This window comes from Dechloromonas sp. TW-R-39-2, assembly GCF_016864195.1.
GTDB lineage: Bacteria > Pseudomonadota > Gammaproteobacteria > Burkholderiales > Rhodocyclaceae > Azonexus.
Genome location: NZ_CP045202.1, coordinates 2,812,081 through 2,826,149, shown reverse-complemented (window position 1 = coordinate 2,826,149; position 14,069 = coordinate 2,812,081). Strand labels below are relative to the sequence as shown.

Below are 14,069 nucleotides of genomic sequence, written 5' to 3'. Positions count from 1 at the left end.
CGGTCGACACCGGATTAAGGCCGGTTTTCAGGCAGGATGGCTTCGCGGCTCAGCGCCTCGCCATCCCAGATCAGGCATTCGCCGCGCTCTTCATGCCAGTCGGCCAGCACCCAGCGCTCGACATGGATGCCGTCGACGATGTGGTCGTGCTTGGCCGGTTGGTGCGTGTGGCCGTGAACGAAGGTGGCGTAACCGTGTTCGCGCAGGAAGTCGTCGGTCGCGGCGGGCTGCAGATCGGTGTAAGGATTGTCCTTGTCACGCTGGCTGGACTCGCTGACCTCACGCATGTGGGCGGCGATGGCGCGGCGCTCGGCGAGTGGCTTGGCGAGCAGTGCTGCTTGCCAGTCCGGGTTGCGGACTTGCGTCCGGAAGGCCATGTAGGCGGTGTCGTCCAGGCACAGGGCATCGCCATGTGAGAGCACAAACTGCCATTCCGCGGTCGACAGGACATAAGGGTCGGAAATCAGGCGGACGCCGCTCGCCGTGGAAAAATCCGGGCCGAGCAGGAAGTCGCGGTTGCCGTGCAGCAGGCTGATGCGTAGTCCGGCATCGCTGGCAGCGCGCAAGGCACTGACAATCCCGGCGTTGAAACTGTCGTCGATATCGTCATCGCCGATCCAGGTTTCGAAAAAATCGCCGAGGATGTACAGCTCATCGGCTTGTCGCGCGCGGTCGCCGATAAACTGGAGAAACAAACGAGTCGCCCCGGGTGACCGGGGCGACAGGTGCAGATCGGAGATGAAGAAGATCAAACGATCTCGGCCTTCTCGATGATCACGTCTTCCTTCGGCACATCTTGGTGGAAGCCCTTGTTGCCGGTGGCCACGGCGCGGATCTTGTCGACCACATCCATGCCTTCGACGACTTCACCGAAAACACAGTAACCCCAGCCCTGGCCGCTCGGTGCCTTGAAGTCGAGGAAATCGTTGTCGACAGTATTGATGAAGAACTGGGCGGTCGCCGAGTGCGGGTCGTTGGTACGCGCCATGGCGATGCTGCCACGCTTGTTTTTCAGGCCGTTGGCGGCTTCGTTCTCGATCGGTGCCTGGCACTCTTTCTGGTTCATGCCGGGTTCCATGCCGCCGCCCTGGATCATGAAGTTCTTGATCACGCGGTGGAAGACGGTGTTGTTGTAGTGGCCGGCTTCAACGTAGGAAATGAAGTTGGCGACCGTCTTCGGGGCCTTTTCGGCATCCAGGTTGAGGGTGATGACACCGTGGTTGGTGGTGAGCTTGATCATTGGGTAATCCTTATTTTTCGGAGATGATTTTGACGTTCTGAATAGTGACAGGCGTCGTCGGAACGTTCTGGTAATAGCCAGCGTTGCCGGTCGGCACCTTGGCAATCTTGTCGACCACATCCATGCCCTGGACAACCTTGCCGAAAACGGCATAGCCCCAACCGCGCGGGTCGCCGGTGGTTTTGTGGTTGAGGAAATCATTATCCTTCAGGTTGATGAAGAACTGGACGCGGGCCGAATGCGGGTCCTGAGTGCGAGCCATGGCCACCGTGCCGCGATCATTGGTCAGGCCATTGGTCGCTTCATTCTGCAGGGCCGGTGTGCGGGTTTTCTTTTCTTCCATGGAAGAGTTGAAACCGCCGCCCTGGATCATGAAGCCATCGATCACACGATGGAAAACGGTGGCTTCGTAGAAGCCGTGCTTGGCGTTGTAGAGGAACATCTCAACAGTCTTCGGTGCTTTCTCCGGAAACAGTTCGAGGGTGAATTTGCCCAGATTGGTCGTCATTTCGACGGTCGGGGCTGCAAAGGCGATGGCCGAGACCAACAGGCCGGCTGCCAGTGCGGATACTTTTTTCAACATCAGGCACTTCCTTCGTAAATGATTTTCCACTTGCCGTCTTCACGCAGCCAGTACTGTCGCTTTTTCATCTGATTGTTCAGATTGTTGCTGCGATAGTCCTGGTCAAAGGTGACGACAACCACTTCTTCCTTGCCCGGATTGCGGAAGACCGACAATTTGTCGAGCTTGACCTTGATCCATTCCTTGCCGGCATTGACCTGCCGCTTCTGGGCAGCAAACTGATCGAAATTCTGCTCGGCCGACTTGAAGCGCTTCGAGTAATGCTTGAGGTAGCGTTCGGTATCGCGGCTTTCCCAGTCGGCGCGCCAGGCGTCGATGGTCTTGTTCAGGTCGCTGCGTTCCTTGTTCCAGTCATCCAGCGACAGCCATTCGACCGAATTGCTGATGATGACGGGCGTCAGGCCAACCTGAAGGTTCTTGGCGACAGCTTCGAGATCCTGGTTGGTCAGTACGACACAGCCATCGGAGGCGCGCGGCGGGCGAGCAAAAGTATCGGATGGCGTGCCGTGCAGCCAGATGCCGCTGCCGCCCCGTCCCTGCCGCTTGTCCCACTCATTGGGATAGTTGATCGGAAAAGCGCCGCTGCCATAAAGGTCAGCCAGTTTCTGCTTGGGCAGATTGGCCGTGACGTGATAAACCCCGATTGGTGTTTTCTTGTCGCCTTCAGACAGTTTTTCTGCACCCAGCTTGCCTTGGGTGACGTAATAGTCGGCGACAAACCGCGGGCGTCCGCCGTTTGCAACATCGTTCTCATAGACGTAGAGGCGTGAGCGCTTGGTGTCGACGACGATGGCAAAACGCTGGTCGGCCGGCATCTGCAGGAGATAGCGGGGAATGAAGCTGGCTTCCGGTTTTTCCCGGTATCCCTTCAGGCGTGCAATGGCCTCGCCGCGCAGGTCGGCGACTTTGTCGCTGGGTGCATCGCTCAAGGCGCCAAAAGTCTGGATTGGCTTTGTTCGGGCCAGCAACAAATCGCCCCGGATCAGGTGAGCCAGGCGATAGTTGGGATGTTGCTTCAACAAGGCTTCGGTCTGTTGAAGCGCATTGTTCAGGCGATTTCCTTCGATTTCCTTGAAAATCCTGGCCAGTTGCGCTTCCGGACCGGCATCCGAGACGGTGACCGGAAGACTTTGTCCGCTACGTTGCGGGTTATTTCCAGCGATGTCCTTGGCGAAGGATTGTCCAGCCGGCATGAAGCCGGCCAGGCAGGTTGCCAGCCAGATACTGATTAACTTGCGGCCCTGCATCAACGAGAGTTTTCTTCCTTGATCAGCCACTTGCTACCCGAGCGGACGAGAACCAGTGTCTTGGTGGTCGAGGTGCTCAGGTTGGTTGCCTGGTAATGCTGGCGGAACTTGGCCGTTGCCTTGTCGCCATTGACCGAAATCTGCGGCGTGTCGTAAGTCACGGAAATTTTGCCGGACTTGCCTGCAATGCGGTCTTCGCGTTCGCTTTCCCAGACCTTGCGGCTGACACCCTTGGGGGTGTTGAAGTCGGCCGCATAGGCACCCAGGTAAGCGCGCATGTCCTTGCGCGACCAGGCGCTGGCCCAGGCAGCAACAGCCTTGGCCACATCATCGTTGGCGCTGTCGGCACGGGCTGGCTCGGCAATCGGCGCCGGCTTGCTTTCGGCTGTCTTGGCCGGTGCGGCAGATGACGTCGATGCGGCACCCGGGGTGCTTGAAACGACGCTGGCCGTTGGTGCTGCGCTCGGTGTGGCTGGCTTGGCCGCTGCGACGGGGGCGGGTGCCGGTGCTGCGGCGACCGGCGCGCTTGCGGCTTGCGGCTTGCTGCCCGGTTTGCTGGATGTGGTGATGAGGTCGCGAATCAGCGCCAGCTTGTTTTGTGTCGTGGCATTCGAATTGTCGAGCTGGAGTGCCTTGTCATAAGCCTGGCTGGCCAGCTTGGCGTAAATGTCACCCAGGTTTTCGTAGGCGATGGCGTACGAAGGATGAGTCCTTATGGCCATTTCAAGTGCTGTGCGGGCTTTGTCGTATTGCTTCTGCTGGGCGTAAAGAACGGCCAGGTTGTTATACGGCTCCGGGAGCTCCGGGTAGTCTTCGGTCAGCTTGGTGAATACGCCGACGGCTTCCGGCAGCTTGTTCATTTCGGTGAAGATCAAACCCTTCAGGAAGCGGCCTTGTGCGTCTTTTGGACGGCTGCTCAGATAGGCATCCACTTTTTCGAGCGCCTGCGGGTATTGGCCTTGTTTGATCAGTCGCTGGACTTCCGGCAGGTTGTCGGCAAAGGATGGCGCGGCAAAGCCGATGGCCAAGCCAATAGCCAGTGCACGCAGCGTCTTGAGCTGCTGAAAACGGGGCTGGGGCAGGATTTTCGAGGTCATCGCTATGTTATACTTTGCGTGGTTTGACAATCCTCAAATTCTACCAAACATACTGCTCTTTCCATAGGGAAAGCAGCCTCGCAGCCAGACGAATTTACCCCCGCATGCTCAAAATTTACAATTCCCTCAAGCGGGAAAAACAACTCTTTACCCCGATCGAACCCAACAAGGTTCGCATGTATGTTTGCGGGATGACCGTCTATGATTATTGCCATCTCGGGCACGCCCGGGTCATGGTCGTTTTCGACATGGTTTATCGCTGGTTGAAGGCTTCCGGTTACGACGTGACGTATGTCCGGAACATTACCGACATCGATGACAAGATTATTCGCCGGGCTGCTGAAAACGGCGAAACGATCCTTCAACTGACCGATCGTTTCATTGCCTGCATGCATGAAGATGCCGATGCGCTGGGTGTTCTGCGTCCGGACCATGAGCCGCGTGCAACCGAATTCGTTCCGGAAATGCTCGACCTGATCGACAAATTGCAGGCGCGTGGCCTGGCCTATCAGGCGCAGGATGGCGATGTGAATTACGCCGTTCGCAAATTCGAGGGTTACGGCAAGCTGTCCGGCAAGTCGCTCGACGATCTGCGGGCCGGCGAGCGGGTCGAGGTTGATTCCGCCAAGCAGGATCCGCTCGATTTCGTGCTCTGGAAGCATGCCAAGCCAGGCGAGCCGGCTTGGGAGTCACCGTGGGGCAGTGGCCGGCCGGGTTGGCACATCGAGTGCTCGGCGATGAGCTCGAAATTGCTCGGCAATCATTTCGATATTCATGGTGGCGGCCAGGATCTGCAGTTTCCCCATCACGAAAACGAGATTGCCCAGTCGGAAGGCGCGCATGAGTGCTCTTTCGTCAATTACTGGATGCATAACGGCTTTGTCCGGGTCGACAACGAAAAAATGTCGAAATCGCTCGGCAATTTCTTCACGATTCGTACCGTGCTTGAAACCTACGATGCCGAAGTGGTGCGTTTCTTCATTCTCCGAGCTCACTACCGGAGCCCGCTGAATTATTCGGATGCGCATCTCGATGACGCACGACGCAGTCTGGACAGCCTGTATTTCGCTTTGCGCGATGTGCCGCCTGCTGCGGTCGACATCGACTGGACGTATGATTTCGCGGCTCGTTTTGCCGCTGCCCTGAATGAGGATTTTGATTCACACGGCGCCATTTCGGTTCTTTTCGAACTGGCTGGTGAGGTCAATCGTCAGCGCAGCGCCGAGCTTTCCGGGCTGCTCAAGGCTTTGGGACGTGTGATCGGCTTGCTCGAACGGGATCCGGTAGCTTATCTGCAGGGTGGTCCGGTGGCTGAAGGCGGTCTGGGTGAAGCCGCGATCGAGGCCATGATCGCTGATCGTGCTGCCGCCAAGCAGGCCCGCAATTTTGCCGAGGCCGATCGTTTGCGCGATGTCCTGAAAGCGGCTGGCATCGTGCTGGACGATAGTCCGCAAGGAACAAGCTGGCGACGCGCCTGACAATGAAAAACGGCCCGTGAAAACGGGCCGTTTTTACAGGTCGACCGTGCGGCTTACTTCAAGACCTTGCCGCCAGCGCCGATCACGGTCAGTTCGACAAAGCGTGAGCCAAGCCGGTTGCTGGGGCCGTAATTGATCCGGTATCCACCCAGATCGACATTATTCATCCCTTCCAGCGCCGTCATCAGCTTTTCACGGCTCAGATCCTTGCCGGCACGTCTCAAGCCTTCGACCATCGTCTTGGCCGTGATGAAGGCTTCGATACCGTAGTAGGAGTTCGTGCCGGGCTTGCTGAGCAGCTTCTGGTATTCACGGACGACCGGGACGACATCGTTCCACGGGTAGGGAGCAACCTGCGAAATGCCGATACCGCGGGCGTCCGGGCCGAGTTCCTGGACAAGTTGTTCGGTGCCGACCGGAGAAAGCGTCATGAACATCGGATTCTGGCCGATTTTCTTCATGCCTTTGACGAAAGCCGCGGTCGGTTTGTAGAGCGTGACCATTACCACGGCCTGCGGATTGGCTTTGGTGATTGGCTCAATTGCTTTGCTGACATCAATCGAGTTGCGTTCGACGGTGCCAACGGCCGAAGGTGTCAGGTTGTGTTTCTTGAGTGCTGCCGTCACGCCATCCAGCCCGGACTTGCCGAAGCCGTCATTCTGGTAAAACACGGCAATGTTCTTCAGACCGAGCGAAACAAGCTGGTTGACGATGGCTTCGGTTTCGTCGGCATAACTGGCGCGCACGTTGAACATGTAACGGGCATTCGGGTTGCCGGTCGTGCTTTCACGCAGCGATGTGGCCCCCGAAATCGTGCCGACCAGCGGAACCTTGGCGGGGCCGAAAACGGTGTTCATGGCTTCCGTGGTCGGGCTCGAACCGTAATAGGCGAGCAGGGCAAAAGCGTGTTTTTCACCAATCAGGGTTTTGGTGTTGGCCAGAGTCCGGTCTGTTTCGTAACCATCATCGAGGGCAACCAGTTCAAGCTTGCGGCCATGGATGCCGCCGGTCTTGTTGATGTGCTCAAAGTAGGTCTGGATGGTCTGGCGCATGTCGATGCCGTAGGCGCCGGTCGGACCGGAAAAGGGGGCTGACATGCCGAGGGTGATGGTACTGTCGGTGATGCCCGGATCAGCGGCCCAGCCCAGTGCTGAAAAGGCGATTGTGCCAACGGTGATGAGCCGCTTCAGTAGTCGCATTGTTCATCTTCCCCTAAATTGTTTTGACGATTCTAACAGCCGGAAGTGGCTGGGGGGAACAGGTCGTACCTTTACTTTGGTAATAAGTTGATCCTGCGGTCGACGCCCTGCAAAGGGCCAAAATGAAATTGCCCCGCCGGTGCAGAACATTCTGCGGGCGGGGCAATGTGTCAGGTCAGCTATCTGGCCTGCCAGCGGATCAGTCGCCGAAAAATTCCTTGACCTTGTCCATCCAGGATTTAGCACGCGGGTTGTGGCTGGCGTTGTTCTCGCGGCTGGATTCTTCCAGTTCCTTGAGCAACTCCTTCTGACGGTCGGTGAGATTGACCGGTGTTTCGACCACGACATGACACATCAGATCGCCGTGCGTGTGGCTGCGGACACCCTTGATGCCCTTGCCGCGCAGGCGGAAGACACGACCGGATTGCGTTTCGGCCGGAATCTTGATCGCTGCGGCGCCGTCCAGCGTCGGAATTTCGATTTCGCCACCGAGTGCTGCGGTGGTGAAGGAAATTGGCATTTCGCAATGCAGGTCGTTGTGATCACGGGTGAACACGGCGTGCTGCTTGAGGTGAATCTGGACGTAAAGGTCGCCCGGCGGGCCACCGTTGACGCCATGCTCGCCTTCGCCGGCCAGCCTGATGCGATCGCCCTCGTCGACACCTGCCGGAATCTTGACGGCCAGCGTCTTGTGCTGCTTGATGCGTCCGGCGCCGCCACACGATTTGCAGGGGTCGGCAATGAAGCGACCGGTGCCGTGACACTTGTGGCAACTTTGCTGGATCGAGAAAAACCCCTGCTGCAGGCGAACCTGGCCGGAACCCTGGCAGGTCGGGCAGGTTTTCGGCTGGGTGCCGGCCTTGGCGCCGCTGCCATTACACGGTTCGCAGACTTCCATGGTCGGAATGCGAATCTTGGTTTCCGTCCCGTGAGCGGCCTGTTCGAGCGTGATTTCAAGGTTGTAGCGCAGGTCGGCGCCGCGATAGATGTTCGAGCGGCCACCGCCGCCGCCACCTGCACGACCACCAAAGATTTCATCAAAAATGCCGCCGAAGGCATCGGCAAATCCACCGCCGCCGCCACCGAAGCCGCCGCCCATGCCGGACTGCGGGTCAACGCCGGCGTGGCCGTACTGGTCGTAGGCCGCACGTTTCTGGCCATCCGAAAGAATTTCGTAGGCTTCCTTGGCTTCCTTGAATTTTTCCTCGGCCGCCGGATTGTCCGGGTTGCGGTCGGGGTGGTGCTTCATGGCCTGCTTGCGATAGGCCTTCTTGATCTCGTCTTCGCTGGCGTCACGGTTGACGCCAAGAATTTCGTAAAAATCGCGTTTTGACATAGCTGTTTCCGACTGAGGCTGTGCAAAGGCCGGATTGAGCGGAGCTGTCGCATCCGCCTCAATCCGGCCACTTAGAACGGCGCGATAGCGTCCGTTTTAAGCCTTCTTGTCCTTGTTCACTTCCGTGAATTCGGCATCAACCACATCGCCTTCAACCGTCTTCTCAGCCTGCGGCTGAGCGCCTGCTGCACCACCGGCGGCACCGGCAGCGCCAGCTTCAGCTTGTTGCTGGGCGTACATCTTTTCACCCAGCTTCTGGGCTGCGGTGGAGAGTGCTTCGGTCTTGGCGGTGATGACTTCCTTGTCGCCGTCGCGCAGCACATCCTCGACATCCTTGATGGCCTTTTCGATCGCTTCCTTCTCGGCCGCATCGAGCTTGTCGCCGTACTCGGTCAGCGACTTCTTGACCATGTGCACCATGCCGTCAGCCTGGTTGCGGGCATCAGCCAGCTCATGCACCTTCTTGTCTTCTTCGGCGTGCAGTTCGGCATCCTTCACCATGCGCTGAATTTCTTCTTCGCTCAGGCCGGAGTTGGCCTTGATGGTGATCTTGTTTTCCTTGCCGGTTGCCTTGTCCTTGGCGGTGACGTGCATGATGCCGTTGGCGTCGATGTCGAAGATGACTTCGATCTGCGGCGTGCCGCGCGGGGCCGGCGGGATGCCTTCCAGATTGAACTGGCCGAGGCTCTTGTTACCGGAGGCTACTTCGCGCTCGCCTTGCAGCACGTGGATGGTCACGGCGGACTGGCTGTCGTCGGCGGTCGAGAAGACTTGCGAAGCCTTGGTCGGGATCGTCGTATTCTTCTGGATCAGCTTGGTCATGATGCCGCCCAGGGTTTCGATACCGAGGGAGAGCGGGGTGACGTCGAGCAGCAGCACGTCCTTGACTTCGCCTTGCAGCACGCCGCCCTGGATGGCTGCGCCAACAGCAACGGCTTCGTCCGGGTTGACGTCCTTGCGCGGTTCGCGACCGAAGATTTCCTTGACCTTCTCCTGCACCTTCGGCATGCGTGATTGACCGCCGACCAGGATCACGTCGTCGATATCACCGATCTTGCAGCCGGCGTCCTTCAGAGCGGTGACGCAAGGGGCGACGGTACGCTCGACCAGTTCGTCGACCAGCGATTCGAACTTGGCACGGGTGATCTTCAGGGCCAGGTGCTTCGGACCGGAAGCGTCGGCGGTGATGTAAGGCAGGTTGACTTCAGTCTGCTGGCTGGAGGACAGCTCGATCTTGGCCTTTTCAGCGGCTTCCTTGAGGCGCTGCAGGGCGAGCACGTCAGCCTTGAGGTTGACGCCGGATTCCTTCTTGAATTCCTCGATGATGTAGTCGATCAGGCGCTGGTCGAAGTCTTCGCCGCCGAGGAAGGTGTCGCCGTTGGTGGCCAGCACTTCGAACTGCTTTTCGCCGTCGACATTGGCGATTTCGATGATCGAGATATCGAAGGTGCCGCCGCCCAAGTCATACACGGCGATCTTGCGGTCCTTGCCGGCAGCCTTGTCCATACCGAAAGCCAGTGCAGCGGCGGTCGGCTCATTGATGATGCGCTTGACTTCCAGACCGGCGATGCGGCCGGCGTCCTTGGTCGCCTGGCGCTGGCTGTCGTTGAAGTAGGCTGGCACGGTGATGACCGCTTCGGTCACTTCTTCGCCGAGGTAATCTTCGGCGGTCTTCTTCATCTTGCGCAGGACTTCGGCGGAAACCTGTTGCGGAGCGATTTTCTTGTCGCGTACGGAAACCCAGGCATCGCCGTTGTCAGCCTTGACGATGCTGTACGGCATCAGGCTGATGTCCTTCTGCACTTCCTTCTCTTCGAAGCGGCGACCGATCAGGCGCTTGACGGCGTAGAGCGTGTTCTTCGGGTTGGTCACGGCCTGGCGCTTGGCCGGTGCGCCGGAGAGGATTTCGCCATCTTCGGCGTAGCCGATGATCGACGGGGTGGTACGTGCGCCTTCGGCGTTTTCGATGACTTTCGGCTGGCCGCCTTCCATGATGGCAACGCAGCTGTTGGTGGTGCCAAGGTCAATACCAATGATTTTGCCCATGATGTGTTCCTTTACTGAATACGATTGAATTGGTGATGTTCTGGAGTTGGGGACGATGCCCCGAATTTCAAGACTTCGGCTTGGCGACCATGACCAGGGCCGGGCGCAGCACGCGTTCGGCGATCAGGTAGCCCTTCTGGAGGACGGTGACGACGGTATTTGCATCCTGTTCCGAGTCGACCATGCCGATCGCCTGGTGCTTGTGCGGATCGAATTTTTCGCCGGCTGGATTGACTTCGTTCAGCGCGTTTTTCTCAAAGGCGGCAACGAGTTGCTTGAGCGTCAGTTCGACACCCGACTTGAAGCTGTCGACCGTTTGTTCCGGGACGGCCAGTGCGGCTTCAAGGCTATCCTTGACGGCCAGCAGTTCGCCGGCAAATTTCTCGACCGCGAACTTGTGCGCCTTCGAAATGTCTTCCTGTGCACGACGGCGGATGTTTTCGCCTTCAGCCTTGGCGCGGAGCCATGCATCGTAGTGTTCGGCCGCTTTCAGTTCAAGCTGGCGGAATTGCTCCTCGATGCTGGGTAGGGTGTCGACGTTGTCGGTGGTCGGTGTTTCAACGGCCGCTTCGGCCGTCGCTTCGTTGCCGAGCGGGAGTTCTTGGGTGTGTTCTGGGTTGGACATCTATGTTTCTCCAAAAAAGCTGCTTCAATACATCGGGGCGAGTTGGTCGAATTCAAGAGCTGCGTTAAAGATTCTTTACTGTTCATGAAATGCACGCGAACGCCTCGCGTGCTACGATAAAAACCTTGGAAAGCCTTGCAGGGATTGAATGGAAACGATCGGCAAATATCGGGTGGTGCGTGAATTGGGCAAAGGGGCGACTGCTACGGTCTACCTCTGTGATGACCCCGATTCCGATCGCCAGCTTGCCGTCAAGGTGATCCGCTTCGGCAAGGATTCCGCCGCCATGTCGCGCCGTTTGCGCAAGCTTTTCCAGAACGAAGGCATGGTTTCGAAAAGGATGAATCACCCGAACATCGTTCAGGTCTATGACGCAGTGGTTGAAGAGGATTTCGCTTATCTCGCCATGGAGTACGTCAAGGGCTTCAGCCTTGAGGAGCATTGCAGCATTGATAATCTGCTGCCGATGCACCGGGTCATCGGCATTATCTTCAAGTGCTGCATGGCGCTCGATAGTGCTTATCGCCAGGGCATCATTCATCGTGACATCAAACCGGCCAATATCATGATCGGCGAAGATGACGAGCCGAAGATCGCCGATTTTGGCCTGGCCCTGAACATGAACAAGGACATGGATCGGGATTCGACCTTCATCATGGGGGTCGGCTCTCCTGCCTATATGTCGCCGGAGCAGATCAAGGGTTATCCGCTGAACCAGAAAACCGATCTGTATTCGCTCGGCGTGGTGATGTTTCAGTGCCTGACCGGGCGCTTGCCGTTTCGTGCGGCGAATCAGGCAACGCTGGTTTTTCGGATCATCAATTCAGAGGCGCCGGCGGTCACTGCGCTCAATCCGAATTTGCCGGAAGGCCTCAACGCAGTCATGCGCAAGGCGCTGGAGAAGGATCTCTACAGCCGCTACAAAAATGGTGCCGATTTTGCCAAGGATCTGTCTGCCGTGCGCTATCAGATTCTCGAAGAGGATGAAACGGCCCAGGATGACCGTCACTTCGAAATGCTGCGCCGGCTCGATTTTTTCACCGAGTTTGAAAATATCGAAATCTGGGAAGTCCTGCGTGTCGCCGTCTGGCGTGAAGTAGGCCCGAATGTGGCGATTGTCCGTGAAGGCGAGCGCAACAAGATGTTCGGCATCATCATTTCCGGCTGTGTCGAAATTTCGATCGAACGCAAGGTGCTTTGCCGTCTTGGCGCCAGCGAGCCTGTCGGCGAAGTGGCGTTTTTGCACCCGGCAAGCGATCAGCGTCATGCCAGCGCGGTGACGCTGGAGCCGACCCTGTTCCTCGAAATCAATGCTTCTGCACTGGCTTTGTCTTCGGAAGAGTTGCTTGAGCGCATGCGCAATGCCTTGCTGGCCAGAATGATTCAGCGCCTGCGCGAGGTTAACCGGATTGCCGCTGCTCAAGGACAGCCAGCGGTGGAGGTCGGCGCCGGTTCGATTACAACCATGACCCGTTCGCGTTTGGGGGGCGGTCTGGATTTTGAACTGACGCCGATGTGAAAACCGCCTCCTGAGAGGCGGCTTTCAGCGTTGTCGCGGCATGTTTTGCCGATCAGACCTTGAATCGACCAACCATCGCCGCCAAGCCTTCTGCCAGGCGCTTCAGGTCGTGTGCCGCACCTGCCGTCTGCTCAACCGTGCCGGTATTGTCTCTGGCCATGCCGGCAATCGCTTCGATGCTGGCTTCAACGTCGCCGGATACGCGGCGCTGCTGATCGGTTGCCGAGGCGATTGCATCCAGACCATGGCCCACTTCAGTCACTGAACCATTGGTTGCCTGGAGTACGTTCGATACCGTAGATACCGCGCTCTGGCTGCTTTCCAGGTGATCCAGGCCTTCCTCGATACTGCGTCGGACGGCAACCGATTGGGCGCTCAAGCTGGCCGTGATCGCATCGATCTCACTGGCCGAGCGGGATGATTTTTCAGCCAGCTTGCGGACTTCGTCGGCCACCACGGCAAATCCGCGGCCTTGTTCGCCGGCGCGGGCTGCTTCGATGGCAGCGTTGAGTGCCAGCAAGTTGGTTTGCTCGGCAATGTCTTTCACTTCCCGCGTCATCAACGTGATCGACTCTGTGTTGCGCACAAAGTCATTCACCGAATTGGCCATTTCCTTGACGGCACGTTCGACAACGCTCATCTCTTCCAGCAGGACTTCGAGATTGCGGCTGCCTTCATTGGCACGAGCCAGGCTTTCCTGTGACTGATGTTGCACATGGCCGGCACTTTGGGCAATCGAGGAAATGCTGGAGACCAGCTCTTCGACAGCCGATGCTGCCAACCCTGATTTTTCGTTCTGCAGATGCGAGCTTTGCGAGACGCGGTCGGCACTTTCCGAGAGCGATGCGACACGCGCCGAAACCTGTGTCGCCGAATCACGAACCTGGCTGACCAGTTGTTGGAAGTTGTCCATCATTTCGTTGAAGACAAAGGCGGACTGGCCGACCTCATCCTTGCCTTTGACCGGCAGGCGGCGCGTCAGATCGCCTTCGCCACGGGCAATGTCACGCAGGCCCTTGCGCAGCTCTTCCAGCGGCACGGTGACGAAGTGCTGGGTCAGCAGGTAAATGATGACTAGCAGGGCACCCAGGGCACCCAGGGCCACGCCGGCAATTTTCAGCCGGAAGGCGGCGACTTCTGCCTCGACCGAATCGAGTGACACTTTCATGCTGACCACGCCGAGTACGGTGCCTTCCGGAACCTGATGGCAGAGTACGCAATCCTTGCCGAGATAATTCTTCGATGCCTTGGTCGGGTTGATGACATGCAGGGATGAACTGCCGTTCTCTGACTCCAGCGATACATACGGCGTACCGGAGGTCATGACCTGCTGTTCAAGCGGGGTGAGTTCGCGTTTGGCTTTTGTATCCGGACCGTAAAGTTTCGAAACGGCCTCGCTGCGTGCAACGTGCAGATCCTTGATGATGGTCAGTTGCTTGATCTGGTCGAGGAAAACTTCGCGCTGGCCAACGGTGCCGGTGATCATCATGCCGGTCAGGCCGGCCATGGTCATTTCATGAATGCTTTGGGAAAAATCCTGTGCCTGGCGAATGGCGGTTTCTCGATTGACCTGGGTGGTCCAGATAATTGCTCCGACCCAGATGATTGCCAGAGCGAGCCAGATTGCGGCCGTTAGTCGTACCCAAATCTTCAAGTCGGCAAAGCGCGGCATGGTTGAATCCCTTGTTATGAAGCTGCG

Annotated in this window: 12 protein-coding genes; 2 read left to right on the top strand and 10 right to left on the bottom strand. The window is 57.9% G+C overall.

Annotation, left to right across the window (positions count from 1 at the left end):
- Window positions 1-14 precede the first annotated feature (14 nt).
- The 5 genes from GBK02_RS13690 to GBK02_RS13670 are packed head-to-tail and all read right to left on the bottom strand — an operon-like array spanning window position 15 to window position 4,167.
- Window positions 15-695: a UDP-2,3-diacylglucosamine diphosphatase gene (locus GBK02_RS13690; RefSeq protein ID WP_239003035.1), complete on the bottom strand. Its 681-nt coding sequence runs from the start codon at window positions 693-695 to the stop codon at window positions 15-17.
- A gap of 53 nt (window positions 696-748) precedes the next feature.
- Window positions 749-1,240: a peptidylprolyl isomerase gene (locus GBK02_RS13685; protein ID WP_203467180.1), complete on the bottom strand. Its 492-nt coding sequence runs from the start codon at window positions 1,238-1,240 to the stop codon at window positions 749-751.
- Between the two features lie 10 nt (window positions 1,241-1,250).
- Window positions 1,251-1,823 carry a peptidylprolyl isomerase gene (locus GBK02_RS13680; protein WP_203467179.1) on the bottom strand — a complete coding sequence of 191 codons (573 nt, stop codon included), beginning with the start codon at window positions 1,821-1,823 and terminating at the stop codon, window positions 1,251-1,253.
- Window positions 1,823-3,100, bottom strand: a complete 1,278-nt coding sequence (locus GBK02_RS13675) for a murein L,D-transpeptidase family protein (protein WP_239003034.1) — start codon at window positions 3,098-3,100, stop codon at window positions 1,823-1,825. The genes GBK02_RS13680 and GBK02_RS13675 overlap by 1 nt, the downstream gene beginning before the upstream one ends.
- Window positions 3,070-4,167 carry a tetratricopeptide repeat protein gene (locus GBK02_RS13670; RefSeq protein ID WP_203467178.1) on the bottom strand — a complete coding sequence of 366 codons (1,098 nt, stop codon included), beginning with the start codon at window positions 4,165-4,167 and terminating at the stop codon, window positions 3,070-3,072. Before GBK02_RS13670 ends, GBK02_RS13675 begins: the two co-directional genes overlap by 31 nt.
- Before the next feature lie 104 nt (window positions 4,168-4,271).
- Between GBK02_RS13670 and cysS the strand changes: the two genes are divergently transcribed.
- Window positions 4,272-5,645, top strand: coding sequence for a cysteine--tRNA ligase (cysS, locus tag GBK02_RS13665; RefSeq protein ID WP_203467177.1), 1,374 nt, complete (start codon window positions 4,272-4,274; stop codon window positions 5,643-5,645).
- Window positions 5,646-5,698: 53 nt separating this feature from the next.
- Here the strand turns inward: cysS and GBK02_RS13660 are convergent, their stop codons facing one another.
- The 4 genes from GBK02_RS13660 to grpE form a co-directional block, all read right to left on the bottom strand.
- On the bottom strand, window positions 5,699-6,844 hold the full coding sequence (locus GBK02_RS13660; RefSeq protein WP_203467176.1) for an ABC transporter substrate-binding protein: 1,146 nt from the start codon (window positions 6,842-6,844) through the stop codon (window positions 5,699-5,701).
- A 199-nt stretch (window positions 6,845-7,043) separates the two neighbouring features.
- Complete coding sequence (gene dnaJ / locus GBK02_RS13655; protein ID WP_203467175.1) at window positions 7,044-8,180, bottom strand: molecular chaperone DnaJ; 1,137 nt, start codon at window positions 8,178-8,180, stop codon at window positions 7,044-7,046.
- 96 nt (window positions 8,181-8,276) lie between these two features.
- Window positions 8,277-10,229, bottom strand: a complete 1,953-nt coding sequence (gene dnaK, locus GBK02_RS13650; protein ID WP_256435924.1) for a molecular chaperone DnaK — start codon at window positions 10,227-10,229, stop codon at window positions 8,277-8,279.
- A gap of 64 nt (window positions 10,230-10,293) precedes the next feature.
- Window positions 10,294-10,851, bottom strand: a complete 558-nt coding sequence (grpE, locus tag GBK02_RS13645; protein WP_203467173.1) for a nucleotide exchange factor GrpE — start codon at window positions 10,849-10,851, stop codon at window positions 10,294-10,296.
- A 148-nt stretch (window positions 10,852-10,999) separates the two neighbouring features.
- Between grpE and GBK02_RS13640 the strand changes: the two genes are divergently transcribed.
- Window positions 11,000-12,370, top strand: a complete 1,371-nt coding sequence (locus tag GBK02_RS13640) for a protein kinase (protein ID WP_203467172.1) — start codon at window positions 11,000-11,002, stop codon at window positions 12,368-12,370.
- Between the two features lie 52 nt (window positions 12,371-12,422).
- On the opposite strand, the gene GBK02_RS13635 is transcribed toward GBK02_RS13640, so the two are convergent.
- The gene (locus tag GBK02_RS13635) at window positions 12,423-14,042 is read right to left on the bottom strand and encodes a methyl-accepting chemotaxis protein (protein WP_203467171.1); all 1,620 of its coding nucleotides are present in this window, start codon (window positions 14,040-14,042) and stop codon (window positions 12,423-12,425) included.
- Window positions 14,043-14,069: the final 27 nt, after the last annotated feature.

What these genes read in the sequence shown, in the direction of transcription:
- GBK02_RS13685 (WP_203467180.1), bottom strand. Translation starts at nt 1,240, where the DNA reads ATGATCAAGCTCACCACCAACCACGGTGTCATCACCCTCAACCTGGAT.
- GBK02_RS13680 (WP_203467179.1), bottom strand. Translation starts at nt 1,823, where the DNA reads ATGTTGAAAAAAGTATCCGCACTGGCAGCCGGCCTGTTGGTCTCGGCC.
- GBK02_RS13670 (WP_203467178.1), bottom strand. Translation starts at nt 4,167, where the DNA reads ATGACCTCGAAAATCCTGCCCCAGCCCCGTTTTCAGCAGCTCAAGACG.
- cysS (WP_203467177.1), top strand. Translation starts at nt 4,272, where the DNA reads ATGCTCAAAATTTACAATTCCCTCAAGCGGGAAAAACAACTCTTTACC.
- GBK02_RS13660 (WP_203467176.1), bottom strand. Translation starts at nt 6,844, where the DNA reads ATGCGACTACTGAAGCGGCTCATCACCGTTGGCACAATCGCCTTTTCA.
- dnaJ (WP_203467175.1), bottom strand. Translation starts at nt 8,180, where the DNA reads ATGTCAAAACGCGATTTTTACGAAATTCTTGGCGTCAACCGTGACGCC.
- grpE (WP_203467173.1), bottom strand. Translation starts at nt 10,851, where the DNA reads ATGTCCAACCCAGAACACACCCAAGAACTCCCGCTCGGCAACGAAGCG.
- GBK02_RS13640 (WP_203467172.1), top strand. Translation starts at nt 11,000, where the DNA reads ATGGAAACGATCGGCAAATATCGGGTGGTGCGTGAATTGGGCAAAGGG.
- GBK02_RS13635 (WP_203467171.1), bottom strand. Translation starts at nt 14,042, where the DNA reads ATGCCGCGCTTTGCCGACTTGAAGATTTGGGTACGACTAACGGCCGCA.